12 protein-coding genes are annotated in these 18057 nt (G+C 40.1%); 5 read left to right on the forward strand and 7 right to left on the reverse strand.

The window, feature by feature from the left end:
* Positions 1-253 precede the first annotated feature (253 nt).
* Positions 254-1732: a KAP family P-loop NTPase fold protein gene (locus tag OM33_RS09675; protein WP_038641226.1), complete on the forward strand. Its 1479-nt coding sequence runs from the start codon at positions 254-256 to the stop codon at positions 1730-1732.
* Between the two features lie 54 nt (positions 1733-1786).
* Here OM33_RS09675 and OM33_RS09680 read toward each other — a convergent pair whose 3' ends face one another.
* The 4 genes from OM33_RS09680 to OM33_RS09695 form a co-directional block, all read right to left on the reverse strand.
* Positions 1787-2296: a PTS glucose transporter subunit IIA gene (locus OM33_RS09680; RefSeq protein ID WP_038641228.1), complete on the reverse strand. Its 510-nt coding sequence runs from the start codon at positions 2294-2296 to the stop codon at positions 1787-1789.
* Complete coding sequence (locus tag OM33_RS09685; RefSeq protein ID WP_038641230.1) at positions 2296-2682, reverse strand: ACT domain-containing protein; 387 nt, start codon at positions 2680-2682, stop codon at positions 2296-2298. The genes OM33_RS09680 and OM33_RS09685 overlap by 1 nt, the downstream gene beginning before the upstream one ends.
* A gap of 78 nt (positions 2683-2760) precedes the next feature.
* Positions 2761-4908 (reverse strand): phosphate acetyltransferase, encoded by a 2148-nt coding sequence (gene pta, locus OM33_RS09690; RefSeq protein ID WP_038641232.1) that lies wholly within the window; start codon positions 4906-4908, stop codon positions 2761-2763.
* Positions 4908-6104 (reverse strand): acetate kinase, encoded by a 1197-nt coding sequence (locus OM33_RS09695; protein WP_038641235.1) that lies wholly within the window; start codon positions 6102-6104, stop codon positions 4908-4910. The genes pta and OM33_RS09695 overlap by 1 nt, the downstream gene beginning before the upstream one ends.
* Before the next feature lie 151 nt (positions 6105-6255).
* Between OM33_RS09695 and yfbV the strand changes: the two genes are divergently transcribed.
* Entirely contained in the window at positions 6256-6690 is a 435-nt protein-coding gene (gene yfbV, locus OM33_RS09700) for a terminus macrodomain insulation protein YfbV (RefSeq protein WP_324607043.1), read from the forward strand.
* Between the two features lie 60 nt (positions 6691-6750).
* On the opposite strand, the gene rlmA is transcribed toward yfbV, so the two are convergent.
* The 3 genes from rlmA to xthA all read right to left on the reverse strand — a co-directional run bounded on the left by rlmA (position 6751) and on the right by xthA (position 9158).
* Entirely contained in the window at positions 6751-7560 is an 810-nt protein-coding gene (gene rlmA, locus OM33_RS09705) for a 23S rRNA (guanine(745)-N(1))-methyltransferase (RefSeq protein WP_038643229.1), read from the reverse strand.
* Positions 7561-7679: 119 nt separating this feature from the next.
* The gene (locus OM33_RS09710) at positions 7680-8327 is read right to left on the reverse strand and encodes an energy-coupling factor ABC transporter permease (RefSeq protein WP_038641239.1); all 648 of its coding nucleotides are present in this window, start codon (positions 8325-8327) and stop codon (positions 7680-7682) included.
* Between the two features lie 24 nt (positions 8328-8351).
* Positions 8352-9158, reverse strand: coding sequence for an exodeoxyribonuclease III (gene xthA, locus OM33_RS09715; protein WP_038641241.1), 807 nt, complete (start codon positions 9156-9158; stop codon positions 8352-8354).
* 144 nt (positions 9159-9302) lie between these two features.
* Between xthA and recC the strand changes: the two genes are divergently transcribed.
* Genes recC through recD form a run of 3 tightly spaced genes read left to right on the forward strand, consistent with a single transcriptional unit; the run spans position 9303 to position 17950 of the window.
* Complete coding sequence (gene recC, locus OM33_RS09720; RefSeq protein ID WP_038641243.1) at positions 9303-12584, forward strand: exodeoxyribonuclease V subunit gamma; 3282 nt, start codon at positions 9303-9305, stop codon at positions 12582-12584.
* The gene (gene recB / locus OM33_RS09725; protein WP_038641245.1) at positions 12571-16140 is read left to right on the forward strand and encodes an exodeoxyribonuclease V subunit beta; all 3570 of its coding nucleotides are present in this window, start codon (positions 12571-12573) and stop codon (positions 16138-16140) included. Before recC ends, recB begins: the two co-directional genes overlap by 14 nt.
* Positions 16133-17950 carry an exodeoxyribonuclease V subunit alpha gene (gene recD / locus OM33_RS09730; RefSeq protein ID WP_052140964.1) on the forward strand — a complete coding sequence of 606 codons (1818 nt, stop codon included), beginning with the start codon at positions 16133-16135 and terminating at the stop codon, positions 17948-17950. Before recB ends, recD begins: the two co-directional genes overlap by 8 nt.
* The last annotated feature ends 107 nt before the right edge of the window (positions 17951-18057 follow it).

An 18057-nucleotide genomic window follows, 5' to 3' on the forward strand; every position in this document is an offset into this window, starting at 1 on the left:
ATTCGTTTAGTTAGTGAGTAGTAGATATTACCGTACTACTAGTATTATCAATACATTCAAGTTTACTGCTGTTGAAACTGATGAACAAGAAGAACTACAAATTCTCTAGATAAAGAGTTGTTAGAACTGATATTCTGTAAAAAGTTTAAGCTTTTCTTATACTTTAGCCATTTTAAATCAATAGATTATTGAAAATTGATACTGCTCCCTTATTATAATTAGTATTTTATCTTTTAGGCAGGGTAGCACTTTTATGAATTTTGACTGGAACGATAATTTAACTTGTAGTTTTACTAATGAAGAATTTACCCCTGATTCATTAGATAGAGCAAAGTACGCTGAATATCTTACGAACTATCTAAAAAATTATAAAAACGAAAGTTATGTGTTCAATATTAATAGTCCTTGGGGCTCTGGTAAAACATATTTCATTAAACGATGGGCTAATACACTAGCCGAAAAGCACCCTGTAATTTACTTCAATAGTTGGAAGCACGATAACAATAACGAACCCTTAGTATTGATCCTTAGTGAAATTATTAAAGGCCTTAGAATCCTAATTTCTGGCAACACTGAAAAATTAAATGAATTGCAAAATAAAACAGTTACAGTTTTAAAACGCGTAGCACCAACCCTTTGTAAGGGCGTGTTTCAGAAACTAACTGGAACAAGCTTCGATGAATTAGTTGGGAATGGTCAAGCCGATGAGGAAGAAAGCGGTGACAACAAAGTAGGCGGTGAACTAGGAGCTGCTTTGGCACAGGCATTGCTCGATCTTCATGACGAGCAAGCACAAGCAATTGAATCACTTAAAAATGAAGTAGAGTTAATTCTTGAAGATGTACTAACAAATGATGAAAGCGAACGTCGAAAAAGAAGACCTATGTACGTGTTTATCGATGAATTAGACCGATGTCGCCCTACGTTTGCGATTGAATTACTCGAAGTTATCAAGCATATATTTGATATACCAAAAATAATCTTTGTAATTGCTACCGATACTGAACAGCTACAACACTCGATTAAAGCAGTTTATGGCAATGATTTTGCGGCAGAGAAATACCTAATGAGATTCTTTAATCGCAGCTTCTCATTACCTCAACCAAGCCAAAAAGAGTTTCTGAGCAATCATCGCTCTTTTGAATTAATTTCTGAAAGGTTATCTTCAACTTCGAATCTTTGTCTTTATGAGTTTACTTTTGATATTAATGTTGCTTTGGTTGCTTACATTTTCGAAAACCTTGGAATCGACCTTAGAACCGCAGATCAAATTATTGAAAGAGTTAATAGCGTTTTATTAAATCATGAAAGTGAAAAAGGAGTAATGTTATTAATATTTTTAGAAGCGTTGCGTGTTAGAAAAAGAACACTATTTGAAAGTTTAATGAATAATAAATTTGGACATCAACCAACTTCTGACTTTCATGACATTACAATGGACAATAGTCGTAAATTCGACCTTGTAGTAAGCCCTCGATATATGGAATCTGCATTTTTCAATGGAATGTCTCGCAATGGCAGAACAAGAGAACCAAGGCAGGCTCTTAGAACCATAAATATAAACACCATTGCTCATGAATGTATACTAATCATGTCAGAACGTGAAGCTCGATTACAAAGTTCAAGCTACAGCTCATTTACGTCCTATTTATTTGAAAGCTTAAATGCGACGGACGATTACAGTTTACAGAGGTATAAAAACTATGTGGAAATAGCTTCGAACTTATATTGATAATAACTTGGGTTAATCCTCTAAATGGTGTCGCAGTTTGGGATGCCAAATAATTTAATCATTGTTAATTCGTTTAGTTAGTTTAAAGAGAATGTCATTTGCAGCAGTTACTCTATTAGCTTGGTAGTAACATTTATCAATTACTTTTGTAATGCGTGCGGGGTCAAGTATTAACACACTGGCAAATACGGTTTTTTGTTGGCGAAAATCGAAACTGGCGATAAGTTCTCCAGCTTTAAATTGCGCCCCAATTTTTATGTGTTGTTTATAACCTGTCATTGGTGACTGATTGCTGGACAAAGTAATCAACACCAACAATTTAAGTCCTTGCTTTGACTTAAACACAAATTCAAGCCCGGCTTGGCGAACAGATACAAGGGTGCCACTAAAAGGAGCACACAACTGATAATTAGATACTTCTATGTCAGCCCCTAGCCCGAGCAATTTGTTACTGACAAGTGGGTTGCTTGATTCACTTTGTGGTAAAATGCGGCCAGAAAATGGGGCGTGTATCACCATGGCTGTGCGTTTAACAGCAAAAAAGTCTTGTTTTAATACCTGCATCAACCATTTACCACTTTATATCCAGCCTTGCTCAAGTGTTTAGTTGCATCGTTAATACGTGCTTTTTTTACCAGAATATAATCAGTATCAAAAGTGGATATTGCAAAAATGGATATGTTTGCCGCAGCAAGTACACCCGAAATGTTAGATAAGATCCCAGTCATTGAAAACCCTAACGGGCCAAGTACCTCAAGGGCTGCCCAATCGTCTTCTTGCTCATTCGATTCCAATTGAACATAGGATGGACATACGACAGATAGTTCATCGTAAGTACGGGCGATAAAAAACACGTTTGTTTGATAAACGGCAGCAGGAATAGGTGTGTCTACGTCAAAACTATGTATCGTAAAAGTTTCTTGCATTACGGCTAACGTTTGCTGTGACATAAAACTCCCATTTATCGTTTAGATAGAGAACCTTACAATATCAAAAATATTGAATACTGTAAGGCTATTTTTACCCAATTAACGGGTTTCTTGTGTTGCCTGAATCGCTGTTAGGGCGATGGTGTAGACAATATCATCCACTAAAGCACCACGTGATAAGTCATTTACTGGTTTACGCATGCCTTGTAGCATCGGGCCAATTGAAATGAGATCAGCACTACGCTGTACCGCTTTATAGGTTGTATTACCGGTATTTAAGTCCGGGAATACGAACACTGTAGCCTTACCAGCCACATTACTGTTTGGCGCTTTTTTCTTAGCTACACTTTCCATAATAGCAGCGTCATATTGTAATGGACCATCAATTAATAGGTCAGGGCGCTTGGCTTGCGCAAGCTCCGTTGCTAAACGTACTTTCTCAACGTCATCCCCTGTGCCTGAAGTACCAGTGCTGTAGCTAATCATGGCTACGCGAGGTTCAATACCAAATGCGGCTGCACTGTCGGCTGATTGAATTGCAATATCGGCCAATTGCTCCGCAGTCGGATCTGGGTTAATGGCGCAGTCACCATACACCAGCACCTGATCAGGCAGTAGCATAAAAAAGACAGACGAAACCAATGAGCTATTCGGTGCGGTCTTAATTAGTTGTAGCGGTGGTCGAATAGTATTAGCTGTGGTATGCACAGCGCCAGAAACCAGGCCATCTACTTTATTTTCGGCGAGCATCATGGTGCCAAGTACAACATTATCTTGCAGTTGCTCTTCTGCTATTACTTCGGTTAACCCTTTGTGCTTGCGTAATTCAACCATAGGCGCAATATAATTTTGGCGAACTTGGTTTGGATCATGGATCTCTACATTATCGTTAAGTTGAACACCTTGTTGTTCTGCAATACGCTCAATTTCTTCACGGTCGCCAAGTAAAACAGTACGTGCAATATTGCGCTCTCCACAAATTGCAGCGGCTTTGATGGTGCGAGGCTCATTGCCTTCAGGTAGCACAATGGTTTTTTGTGCAGCGCGAGCAGTCGACGATAATAAATGTCTAAATGCAGGAGGCGACATTTTCCGACTGAGTGCAACCCCTTGTGTTAGTGAATCAAGCCAATCTTTGTCAATATGACGAGCATTATGGTCTTTCACTTTTTCAATACGTTGCTCATCGTCAACAGGCACTTCTAAATTAAAGCTTTGCAGTAAAATCGACGTACGCCACGTATCATTTTCAGTGCAGATAATCGGTAAGCCAGTATCGAATGCTTGCTCACAGAGTTTCAAAATACGCTCTTCTGGTTTGAAACCGCCAGTAAGCAATACCGCGCCAAGTTTAGTACCGTTCATTGCCGATAAACACGCAGCAACAAGAACATCTGAACGATCGCCAGGTGTAACAAGTAATGCGCCAGGTGAAAAGTGATTGAGTATGTTTGATACCGTTCTGGCACAAAACGTCACGCTGCGCAGACGGCGGTGTTCAATGTCACCATAATTTAAAATCTCAGCATTTAAATGCTTAGCAAGGTCCATTACACGTGGAGCGACAAGATCTTGATACCAAGGTACTGAACCAAGTAGCTTAAATGGTTTTTTACGAAATAGCGGCAGTGATGCAATGCGGTTTAACTCACTTTGTAAACTTTCATCATTGCTTGGCTCAATAAAATCAGTTCGAATATTGCCTTCGTCATCAAGTGGCGCATTCACTTTATTGAAGATACACCCAAGTACGCGAGGGTGCTCAACTCCACCATATAAACTGGCTGCGAGCTCAATACGATCTTCTATCTCATCAACATTGTCGTTACTTGGTGTTAGAACAAACACAATGTGCGCACCGAGTGTCTGAGCAATTTCACGGTTTACACGACCAACATACGGTTGTTTGCGAGTTGGCACCATGCCTTCGATTATTGCGACATCTTCTTTACCAACATTTTTCTCAAATCGACCGACAATTTCTTCCAGCAATACTTCAGTTTTGCCATCGCCAATCATCTGCTCTGCGGTATGTAAATCAATTGAAGGAGCTGGGTTGATGGTAGAGCCAATTTTTACAATTTCAGAAGATAATTCTGGGCCGCTTTTTTTTCCACGGGGTTGTGAAATTGGTTTGAAAAAGTTTACTTTTACTGACTTTTTTTCAAGCGCGCGGACCAAGCCAACTGAGACAGACGTCAAACCAACTCCGGTAGATACCGGAATAAGCATAATGCGATGAGACATTATTGTGCCTCCACAAGTTTATGAGCGTCCATTGCTATAACCCATTCTTCATTAGTGGGCATCACCAACACTTTGGCGCCTAATGGGTTGGTTGCAATCACCCCAGCGTTACCAAAACGCGCTGCTAGGTTAGCGTCATGGTCAAGATCAAACGCAAAGAAACTAAGTAAGTTAATGACTTTCTCGCGTATAAGGGAGGAGTTTTCACCAATGCCGCCCGTAAAGGCAATGGCATCTAATTGCCCAAGAGGCACAACGTATGAGGCAATGTATTTTGCTAAGCGATAACAAAATACGTCTAGCGCAAGCTTCGCTTGCATATGGCCTTTTTCCGCGGCTTCTTCAATTTCACGACAATCGCTTGAAAGTTCACTTAAACCAAGTAAGCCACTTTGTTTATTAAGCATTGCGTCGATTTGCGAATTTGAGTAGTTGAGTGTCGACGATAAATAGTTATAAAGCCCGGCATCTAAATCACCTGAGCGCGTGCCCATTACCAAACCTTCAAGGGGCGTAAGCCCCATACTGGTATCAACACTTTTGCCGTTTTTAACTGCAGTCACCGAACAACCGTTACCCAAATGCGCAGTGATAATCGCGCTTTGTTCAATTGGTTTATTGATTAACTTGGCAGCTTCGTTTGCAACAAAATAGTGGCTTGTACCATGAAAACCATAACGGCGAACACCATGCTCTTTGTAAAGTGATAATGGAAGCGCATAGAGATAGGCTTGTTTTTCCATGCTCTGATGAAACGCCGTATCAAATACTGCCACTTGCGGTAAATTTGTAAAAGCCGTTTGTGCAGCACGAATACCCATTAAATTAGCAGGGTTATGAAGTGGGGCTAGGGCAACATTGTTTTCAATACCATTAATAACCGCATTATCGATAACAACAGAGCCAGTGAATGCTTCACCACCATGAACAACACGGTGGCCTACTGCAATTAAGCTATCATCTAAATGCTGTTGTTTAATTAAACTAACTATTTCTGCGATTGCAGCGTCGTGTTGTGCGCCTTCTGGTAAGTCTATTTTGTACTTTTTGCCATTAAGTTTGTAACTGAGAGAAGCATTCTCAAGTGATAAACACTCGGCAAGACCTGTTAGGCTTGTAGTGCCAGAGGCTGCGTCAATAATGGCAAATTTTAAACTTGAACTTCCACAATTTAGTACGAGCACATTGTGCGACATAGATAATAATTTCCTTAAACAGATTTTTCGGCAGTCATTTCAGACTATGGTATACTTGACTTTAATAGTTGCAATTTTACCCTAAAAATTACTTTTCCGTTAGGTAATTATAGAGGCTCAATGCAATTTCGAGGTGGTAATGCAAAAATCTATGTTAGCGCAAATTTCTGATGGGCATCATTACAGCAAAACATGGCCGCTAGAGCCAAAATTGGGTGCTGTTTTTTTAGAGTTTCGTGTAATCAAAGCAACAAATTTGGCAATTAGGGTGGTCCCTTTACTTGCTGTGTTGAGTATATTTGTACAAGTTACTTTTTTATCATTAGATTACTTACCCCAAGCTTTAACGTTTGCCTTATTCTTACTTTCTATGCCTGTGCAAGGGCTTTACTGGTTGGGCAAACGCGCAAATACCTTGCTTCCTCCGCAAGAAGCTATTTGGTTTCGTGAGGTGTACGGCAAAATGACGGAACACGGCGTAGAGCCTCCAGTATCAATTACTAAACCGCGCTATGGTGATTTGGCGTATTTGCTTAAAGAAGTGTATGAAAAAATGGATAATGCCTTTAAGCGCGAAATTTTTTAATTACGCCAACTATTAACTAAAGTGTCGCATTTAAGCGACACTTTTGCTTGAGCGTTATGGTTAAGCGTTCACTTTTTTAAATTTACTTACGTAGAATGACAAAGTCACTTTAAAAGGTACTTTTTGCTCAAGCGATTGCCAATGCTCCGGCCTAAACTTCCAAGCAAACGGTGTCATTTTTATCAGCTCAGTTAATGCTTCAAGCTCAAGCTCAACCACTTCAGTATGTAAGCTGTGATTTAATAGCTCGAAGCCAGCAGGTGTGTCAACGACCTGATGCGGATTAACCTCTTTATAGATAAGTGCTTTTAACTCGGTTAAATGATTGTCACCCGGACTTGCGATTATAAGTGTACCCTTGTCATTGGTTAGACGTGCCAACTCTTTATCAAAAAGTGGCGAGAATACACTAGTGACAATATCAAACGCATTCTCCGCAAATGGGGCATTTGACGACGAGGCAACGCTAAAGTGGCAGTCTTTAAAGCGTTTAGCTGCGTATTTTACCGCAGGTTTTGAAATATCAAGGCCATACGTTGATATCACATTATTACACTCATTAAACTTGTGGGTGTAAAAGCCTTCGCCACAGCCCACATCTAACAAAGTATTTTCACCTGCTAATCCGTTTATTTGCTGGCACATTGCTGCACGTAAAAAATCATAATAGCCGCGCGCTAAAAATTCACGGCGTGCAATTACCATGTCTTTATTATCCCCAGGATCTTTGCTCTTTTTATTTTGTACCGGCAGTAAATTAACATAGCCTTCTTTGGCTTTATCAAAGCTGTGGTTATTGCTACAAATAAGACGATGTGTCTCATCTGAAAGCGGTGTTTGGCAAAGTGGGCAAAAATAGATTTGTGACATTAGCATAGCAAAGCAGAAAATAATGGAGTGATTATAACCCTAAACCCGCAATGGATTCGAGGTGTGCAATTGAAAAATAGACATTGCCTTGGTTAATTCTCTTTATTGTAAAAAGAGACTTATCTTGCCAAATACTCGTTATCGTAAAAAGTTCTTACCCAATGCGGGCGGTAAATTATCAGTACCGTCATTGCCATGCCATTGATAGTCGCTTCAGGAAACCATATTAGGCTTGCCAAGAACGTGTAGTTATCAAATAGGGTGTGCCAATCATAATGACCGGAGAAATAATGATAGCCAGTCATTAAAACAATATGAAAAATGGCGGTAAGGCCTGCCCCTAAAAAGCTATTTACAAAAATATAAACAAATAAATGGCGAGTAACATACTGATAGCACAGCAAAAAGAGCGCATAACTAAATAAGATTGGTGCTAAGGAAGTGAGCAGGGCATAGCTGCCTATTTGCTCAATAGGCACTAAACCAAGACCCAGTTGTAAACTATGGCTAAGTGCCGCGGCAATTATCGAGAGGCGAGGGCCAAGTGTAAGCGTTACGCCGGTTAGTGCCAAAACATGAATATCAAGGCCAGGATAAAGCCCAGCCTTTAAAGACCAAAACCCCACCAGCATTAAACTGATGGCAAGTACACTTCGCTGAACAACTTGATTGCTAAATAAAATGCGGCGTGTTTTAGTGTCGAGCGATTTAATCAGCGCAATAGCAAATAACAGTAAACATGTTAATTCAGCTAAATCAAATTCCACAAAGCATACCTAAGGTTAAGTCACTTAAATATCGAATGTCGCCCAGATTGGTGCATGATCCGATGGTTTTTCAATGCCGCGTAGTTCGTAATCAATATCTGACTCGACACACTTTTCAGCAAGCCCTTTGGTTGCCAGCACAACATCAATCCGCAGGCCGCGGTTATCGTCAAAGCCCTTCGAACGATAATCAAACCACGAATATTTTTCAGTGGCATCAGGTGTTAACGCTCTAAAGGTATCCACTAATCCCCAATCTAATAAACGCGCTAACCATTCACGCTCTTCTGGTTGGAATGAACATTTACCGGTTTTAAGCCAACGTTTTTTGTTTGGCTCGCCAATACCAATATCTAAATCAATTGGTGAGATATTAATATCACCCATTACGATAATCTGTTCATTTGGATCATGATCATCTAGGTAAGTCATTAAGTCAGCATAAAATTGACGCTTATATGGGAATTTAGTTTCATGGGCAATATTATCCCCTTGCGGAAAGTAACCGTTTAAGATTTTAACTGGGTTACCATTTTTATCCGCTACCGTTGCGATAATCATACGTTTTTGCGATTCATCGGTATCAGTTGGAAAACCTTTTTCAATGGCAATAGGCGCCTGCTTGGTTAATACGGCAACACCATAATGTGCTTTTTGGCCATGGTAGGCCACGTGATAACCCATTGCTTCCACATCAGCAACCGGAAAGGCTTCATCATGTACTTTTATTTCTTGTAAGCCGATAACATCAGGTTGATGTTTATCAATTACGGCTTGCAGTTGGTGTAAACGGGCACGCAAGCCGTTTATATTAAAACTGATTACTTTCATTGTTCACCTAAATTATTTATGGGTGTGTAAATGCATTTAGTCTAACAAAAAGAATGGCGGCACGTTAGCTTTTTACTCTTTCATAGTCAGCCGCATTTATTTAAATTAATATAAGGTAAACCAATTAGTTAGTTTGTTCTAAAAATGCTGCATATTATTCAATCAAATCGTATGGAAGCGCTTCAGCTTCATTTATCCCAGTCGTTACTGCACAGTCCCAATCCCAGCATTTTTGACCAAGAGCAAGTGCTAGTGCAATCTCCGGGGATGGCACAGTGGTTGAAAGTACTGATTGCCGAGCAACATGGTGTGACTGCGCAAATTGATTATGTATTGCCATCCAGTTATATCTGGCGTTTGTACCAAAATTTACTGCCTGATGTACCGGAAGATTCGTCATTTAATAAAAATAATATGGCGTGGAAGCTGTTTAACATTTTACCAAATTGTTTAGAACAAACGGAATTCTCTCTGTTAAAGCAGTATTTAATTGAGACTAAAACGGCACTTGATAGTGACACGCGCTTATTTGGATTATGTGAAAAAATTGCCGATGCGTTTGACCAATATTTAATGTATCGCCCACAGTGGTTAGAAAGTTGGCAACAAGGGAATGATGAATTAGCTGATGTCGATATATCCATTGCACCTTGGCAGCCAATTCTTTGGCGTAAATTAGTTGAACACACTCAAACTTTGGGGCAAAACCCGTATCACCGAGCTAATTTGCATCAAGAATTAATCAGTGCTCTTTCAACTAAGCCGGTTTCACTTAGCCATGAAAATTTATATATTTTTGGGCTTTCTGCAATTCCAAGCCAACAACTGGAAGTATTTGAAGCATTGGCAAAGCACATTGATGTATATATTTATTTGTGCAACCCAAGTAAACATTATTGGGGCGATGTGGTTGATGAAAAAACCAAAGCAAAAATCATTGCCAATTATGAAGTAAAGCCGAGTATCGATGCTGAGGGCGAAGATTACTATATTGTTGGTAATCCACTGTTAGCCTCCTGGGGTAAGTTAGGGCGAGAATATTTAGAGCAATTAGTAGAACTCGATGCACAGTGGACAGATTTGTATATTGAAAAATTTGAAGATAATTTGCTCGGAAAATTACAGCAAGAGATTTTTGAATTAGCCTTTAAAGGCGTACCATTGGCCAGCGATCCAACCTGGTTTGTTTCAGATGAGGGTAAACTGCCGTTTAGTGAAAACTCACAGTTACCGTCATTGATGTTTGCACGTTGTCATAATGCACTGCGTGAAGTTGAGGCTTTGCACGATCATCTACTCAACTTATTTGATCAAAACCCCGATCTGACACCGCGTGATATTATTGTGATGATGCCAGATTCTGGGCAATACAGCCCTTATATTGAAGCGGTGTTTGGCAGTGCCAAAGACAATCGTTATATCCCGTTTGCAATATCCGATTTAGGCGTGGAACAAGAAAAACCGATTGTGAACAGCTTTATCAAGCTTGCCGACTTGGGGTCATGCCGTTTTTATGTTTCTGATATTCTCGACTTATTACAAGTTGACGAAATATCAGCAAAATTCGACATTACCAGTGAAGAGCTTAATCAAATTAGCTATTGGTTAGAACAAGTGAATATTCGTTGGGGTATTGATGGTCAGCATAAAGGTGAATTTAACCAACCCCAAATCGATATTAACAGTTGGCGACAAGGGCTTTCTCGTTTAGTACTTGGCTTTGCGATGAAAGATGAAACCACCGAATTTAATACGCTTTATGCTGCTGATGAAGTTGAAGGCATGGCAGTGGAAACGCTGGCAAAGCTTATTCACTTTTTCGATGCCCTAGAAGACACGCAAAGCGCACTTAAAGTTAGCGGGAATTTAGCTGAGAAAGTAGCACAGTTACAGCAATTGGCGATGCGCTTTTATGCAACTGACGCCAGTCAAAGTAATGATTTAAGCTTTATTCAAAAAGCATTAGAGAAAATGCTAATGCATTTCGACAATGGCGATCATAGTGGTCAGGTTTCTCAAACCTTAATGGTACACAATTTGAAGCAACAGCTAATGCAAAAAGGTGTTGGTCAGCGCTTTTTTATGGGGCAAGTTAATTTTTGTACTTTAATGCCAATGCGCGCTGTACCATTTAAAGTGGTGTGTATTTTAGGACTTAATGATGGTGATTACCCGCGCAGTGTGCAGCCGCTCGGCTTTGATTTATTGCAACACAGTAAACCACAAAAAGGTGACCGTTCACGTAAAATGGACGACCGTTATCTCTTCCTTGAGGCGTTATTAAGTGCGCGCGACCATGTGTACCTAAGTTATATGGGCAATTCGTGCGTTGATAACTCAGAACGTCTCCCGAGTGTGTTGGTGAGCGAGCTTACGGATTATTTAGCGCGCGTATTTTCGCATGCAGAAAATGAACTTTTAGACTCACTCACGGTGAATCATTACTTGCAGCCGTTTAACCCTGCTTATTATCAAGCTTCAACAATACAAAGCTATAACCCGATTTGGTTACCTAAAGAACAATTGAGCAATATGGATTGCGAACCGCTTTCACCTGAATTAGATACGCAAGTTGACCTTGCTATGTTTATTCAGCAATTGCTTACACCTCAGCAATCCTTTTATCGCCATACCATAGGTGCTCGTTTAGGTGATTATCAATATAACAATCAAGATGATGAAACCTTTGTGTTAGATGGCTTAACACGCTATCGCTATTATCAAGAAATAATTGAACAAGATTACCTTGAAAATACACCGAACCTTGATGCCTTTATTGCCCGAGGTGATTTACCCCAAGGAGCAGGCGCAGAACTAGCACTCGATAGTATGGTTAATGTAGTAACGCCACTCTTATCTGAATTGAAACGACATCAAGTAATAACTCATAAAGCGCAAGAGAACGAACTAATCCGTGTAAACATAGCATTCGATCAACTAGAGCTTAATGGCACATTAAAATCAGTATCCCTTGCCAATCAATACCTCTATCGGCCAACAGGTGTATTAAAAGCGAAAGATAAAATAGCAGGGTATTTGTATCACCTTGCAGGCTGTGCATCAGGTAATGTGAATACCACCTTGTTTTTATCGTTAAATGGTTATTTGGAATACCAACAATTAACACAGCAAGAAGCGTATGCGCTATTAGAAAAGTGGGTAGTGCTGTTTAAACAAATCTTCACGCGTCCGTTACCGTTTTTCGCTAATGCCGGCTTTAGTTATTTACAAAAGCGAGAGCTTGCTTCAGCTGAAGCGGTATTTTCTGGTACGCCGTTTGTTGGCCGCAACGAGGTAAGTGACCCCTACATTTCACTCGATTTCTCCACGCTTGCGAGTGTGGCAGATGAATTTATCGCATTAACAGAAACTTACCTTGCACCAATCGATGCCATTATCACGGAGCATAAATATGCAAAAGCTTAATCCAATGGCAATGCCACTGTGTGGCGCGAACTTAATAGAAGCAAGTGCGGGTACAGGTAAAACTTACACCATTACTGCACTTTATTTACGCTTGTTACTGGGCTTTAGCAAAGACGGTGAAAAACAAACGCCGCTTAGCATCGAAGAAATTCTGGTTGTGACGTTTACCGAGGCCGCCACCGCTGAAATTAAAGACCGGGTGCGCCAACGCTTAATTACTCTGCGCGATAAACTGCTGGGTAAAGACACAAAAGACGAGGTGGTTAACCAGCTGTTTGAATTGATTGACGACCACCACAGCGCGTTTTATCGCATTGATAGTGCTGTTAAATCCCTTGATGATGCAGCAATATTTACCATTCACGGCTTTTGCCAACGCATGCTAAAGCAACATGCGTTTGAATCGGGTATGGCGTTTAACTTGCAGTTCATTATGGATCAAAGTGAGTTGCTTGAAACGGCGATTAAAGATTTCTGGCGTCAGTTTGTATTTCCACTCAATAAACAAAGCTACGCAGCCGTCACCAACTGTTTTGCATCCCCAGATATCATTCTAAAAAACTTGTTTGGTTTGCTCAGTCGCACAGGCATCGAAATTACCCCGCAATACAGCTTTGATGATGCATTATTGTTGCAAACCCAATTACATGAAAAAGCTAAAAACTTAAAAAGCAAAGTGTTAGCCCAAGAATTTATTGGTTTTATTGAAAATACGCCGTTTAAAAAGTCTAAACCAATTGCGAGCAGTAAAAACTTGGGTTTATTAAAGGCCTATTGTGAAAGTGATGAGGTTATCTTTGAAGGTGCTTCTAAACGCTCCTTTGAAATTTGGGGTGAGCAAGCATTTGCCGATAAAGGCAATTATTTAAAAGATAAAATACCTGTTACTCATACGCTTGCGACAGAGTTTGACGAATTAAGCGCGCTTAAAGAAAAAGCCGAAGCTGCGTTGCCTGTTTCAATTTTAATTAGTGCCTATCATTACTTAGTCGATTGGCTTTTAAGCGAAAAGCAAAAGCATCAATTGATTAACCCTGATGACTTGCTAAAGAACTTAAGCCAAGCACTTGAAAGTAACAAAAGCGGGGAACTGGCCAATGCTATTTTAGCGCAGTACCCAGTGGCGTTAATTGACGAATTCCAAGATACTGATCCAATACAATATGGCATTTTTGCCAATATCTATTTACGCAATAGCAGCGTGTCAGACAAAGACAATGCACTAATTATGATTGGCGACCCGAAACAAGCTATTTATGGCTTTCGTGGTGCTGACATATTTACCTACATTGATGCTAAGCACCAAGTCCCCATTGATAGCCATTATACGCTTGATACCAACTATCGTTCTTCCAAGCAGATTGTTGATGGTGTTAATAGTATTTTCTCGCTGAAAGAAGATAGCTTTATTTTCAATAAAGACATTCCTTTTGCCAAGGTAAATGCCTTTGGCAAAAGTGAAGAAGACGGTTTATTTGTTGATGGTAAAGGCAAATCAGGCATTCATTTTTGTGTACTTGATGAATTGGAAAACACGATTGCTAAAGGTACGGGGGATAATCAACTCGCCGCCATTTGCGCATCCCAAATTTCATCGTTACTGATAGCTGGAAAAGATAAACGTGCCGTAATAGAAAAAACACCACTTAAAGCCAGTGATATTGCGGTACTGGTGCGTGATAGAAACCAAGCAAATATGATCAAAACGGCGCTGCAAAAACTAGGTGTTGCCAGTGTGTTTCTCTCTCGTGACAGTGTGTTTGAAACGCCCTTAGCAAGTCATTTATTAACGTTTTTGTCTGCGTTACTTGCACCCTACAATGAAGCAACTTTTCGTGGCGTGTTAGTTGGGCCGCTTTTTGCGCTTAACTATGCAGATGTGCATCAACTTACGCAAAATACCAAAGCGTGGGAAGACACCTTAGATACCTTTGCTGCACTTAAATTACTGCTGCAGCAAAAAGGCGTGATGGCGGTTATTGAGTCATTGGTTGAGCAAAACGCACTGCCGAGCCGCTGGCAACAAAAAGGCTGGGACGTCGCGCGCTTACTCACTGATATTCGCCACTTAGGTGAGTTACTACAGCAAAAACAGTTGTCATTGAATAGCTATCATCGTTTATTACATTGGCTGCATGATCAAATTACTAAATTTGCCGCAGAAGGATCGCAGCTTCGCTTAGAAACCGACCAGCAACTGGTTAATATTGTGACGATGCATGGTTCAAAAGGCCTTGAATACCCTGTGGTTTATATGCCGTTTGTCGCTAGCTTTAGAGAAAACAGCGAAGCGGTTTACCACGATGAAAATGGCACACTTATTTATGATTTAAGCCCATCAGAAAATGCAAAAGCTATTGCCAATAAAGAAAGCCTTGCTGAAGATTTGCGTTTGCTCTACGTAGCACTTACGCGTGCTGTTCACTACTTAGTAGTGGGACTTTATAACTGTAAAGACGGCCGAAGTAAAAACCCTGGTATTAGCAAAACCCCGCTTGGACACCTGTTGTTTGATAAAGATGATATCGATACTGGCCATGATTGGTTTGCACAGCTCAGCAGTTTTTGTGCTGAGCATTCTGGATTAACTGCAAGTTGTTACTCTGAGCCTGAAACAGCTGAGGTTTATACCTTAGAGAGCACCGACGATACTGAGTGCTTAGTTAAACAAAAAAAACACGCTGTGCCTAATCAGTGGCGATTAACCAGCTTCTCTTCACTTACAAAGGTAAGTCATGGTGATAGCGAAGCGTTTGATTATAAACAAGGTGCCAGTGATGAAATGCATTTGCTTGATTGGCAAGCGGCTGCAAATAATCTTGTGCAAAACGAATTTAGTTTTCCGAAAGGGGCGAATGCAGGTAGTTGCTTACACGCTATTATGGAAGAAATTGATTTTAATGCTCCTAACTCACCGGTGTTTAAACAAAAGTTACCTATTAGTGAAGTCGTTGAAAAACAGCTGTTGGCTTATCAAATTGAGAGTGAATGGCAAAGTGTAGTTGAAAACTGGATGGTTAATTTGCTGAAAGCTCCATTAACTCCACTGTCAATTTCGATGAGCGAACTTGATATGGCGCAGTGTTTAATTGAAATGGAGTTTATGCTGCCAGTGAAAACATTGGTAACTAATAAGCTTAACGAGATTCTGTTAGCACAAAGCCGCGATCACTTTACGCCACTCACTCAGGCAACCATCAGCGGCATGTTAAAAGGCTTTATCGATTTAATTTTCTGTTATGACGGCCGCTATTATGTTCTCGATTATAAATCCAATTACCTAGGTGAGAGTGGGGATGATTACAACCAAGATAATATGGAAAGTGTCATGAGTTCCCACCACTACCATTTACAATATTTACTGTATACCGTTGCACTGCACCGTTTATTAAAAAGCCGCATTCGTAATTATGATATTCACACCCATTTGGGCGGCAGTTTTTATTTGTTTATGCGCGGTATGCCATCAGGACAAGGTGTTTATTACAATGCGCCCAGTGTCGAACAAGTGTTAGCGCTCGATAGTTTATTCGATAAGGGGACATTTAATGCGTAAGTTACTTATTGAACATGACAAAATCGATGCGTTTGATATTCAACTAGCTGAAATATTAGTACCAGAGGCAGATTCTCCCGTATTTTATTTGGTGTTGCTATTAAGCCGCGCAATAAGAGCACAGCATTCGTGTCTGCCACTTTCTAGTATCGATAGGAATGATCCATTTGGTTTAATTCATACAGCCCATGGCAAGAAAGAAACCCCTTTTTCATTACAAGATGATTTTACAAAGTTACTGACATCGCATATGGCTGTGGGCGACAACAAGCCTTTGCGTTTCTATAACGACAACCTTTATTTTGCTCGCTATGACGATTATGAAAAGGTGTTTGTTAATGCGATTACTTCGCGCAATGCGTTAGAAACTAATTTAGATACTGAACAATTAAAAAATTTACTAGCACGCTATTTTGAGCCAACAAACGACATTGATTGGCAAAAAGTGGCGTGCGCTGTAGCGTGCCTTAAACGCTTTTGTATTATTTCAGGCGGGCCGGGCACAGGTAAGACAACCACAGTTACCAAACTATTAGCAATTTTGCAGTCACTCTACAGCAAGGTACCTCTAAAAGTGCAATTAGTGGCGCCAACAGGCAAAGCGGCAGCTAGATTAAGCGAATCAATTGCTAATGCGAAACAGTTTTTGAAGATTGATTCGCAAATTGCAAAGCATATTCCAGATACCGCTCAAACACTTCATCGTTTATTGGGCGTGATCCATTTATCAACTAAATTTCGTCATAACAAACAAAACCCATTAGATGTTGATTTAGTTATCTTAGATGAAGCATCTATGGTTGATTTGGCGATGCTGGCTAAACTATTTGATGCACTACCTGATCATGCCCGAGTGATTTTATTAGGGGATAAAGATCAGTTGTCGTCAGTTGATACTGGTAACGTTTTGTCTGATTTGTGTAAGCCATTGATGTTAGGCGTGGATCATCATTACACAGCAACAACAGCAAAAGCGCTTGCGCAGTTATTTGATACCTCTTTTCATGCTGCACAAGAAAGTGGTTATTTACTTAATGATAATTTGGCCTTTTTACAAGTAAGCCACCGATTCAAATCCGACAGTGGTATTGGCCGCTTAGCAAAAGCAGTTAATAGTAATGATATTAATGCGTTACACCAAGTCTATTCGGCTAATCATAGTGACTTACAGTTCAACGCATTAGAGAAGGGTTTTAAAGCCTTTGTCGAACGTGCAGCGAATAATTATGCCGTATATTTATCTGCGATAAATCAAGGGGCGTCCATTACTGAGATTCATAATGCATTTTCGACTTATCAAATACTGTGTGCCACACGTGTTGGTCCCTACGGCACCAATGAATTGAATGCTAAAATTGAAAAGCAGTTAATTAACAATAACCTCATTAAGCGAACAGGTGCATTTTATATTGGCATGCCGATTATGGTGAGTGAAAACAACTACCAATTAAACTTATTTAACGGTGATATAGGCATAATAATCCAAGACGAGAATGGTCGATTAATGGCAAGTTTCATTGATGACCAAGGAGCGGAAAGGCTGATTTCTACAACCCGTTTACCCCAGTTTGATATTGTCTACGCTATGACCATTCATAAATCGCAAGGCTCTGAATTTAATGACGTTGCTATGGTATTACCGGCAAATTCTCCGGTAGTTAATCGGCAGTTGGTTTACACTGGCATTACCCGTGCTAAGTCCACATTTGAGTTGTTGTCACTCGCTGGTGGATTGGAAAAAGCAATGGCGAAAACCGTATCGCGTTATTCCGGTTTGTTTGAGCGATTTCAAGCCAATAATAATGCTTAATTTTCAAACAGTGTTGCCGATAATGAAATTAAGGTATAGGTATTACCAAGATTGACAATGGAATTAAATACGCACGTTTAGTGAAGACACAAGGTTATGGAACGAAA

Origin of the sequence: Pseudoalteromonas piratica (assembly GCF_000788395.1) — a bacterium.
Taxonomy (GTDB): Bacteria; Pseudomonadota; Gammaproteobacteria; order Enterobacterales; family Alteromonadaceae; genus Pseudoalteromonas; species Pseudoalteromonas piratica.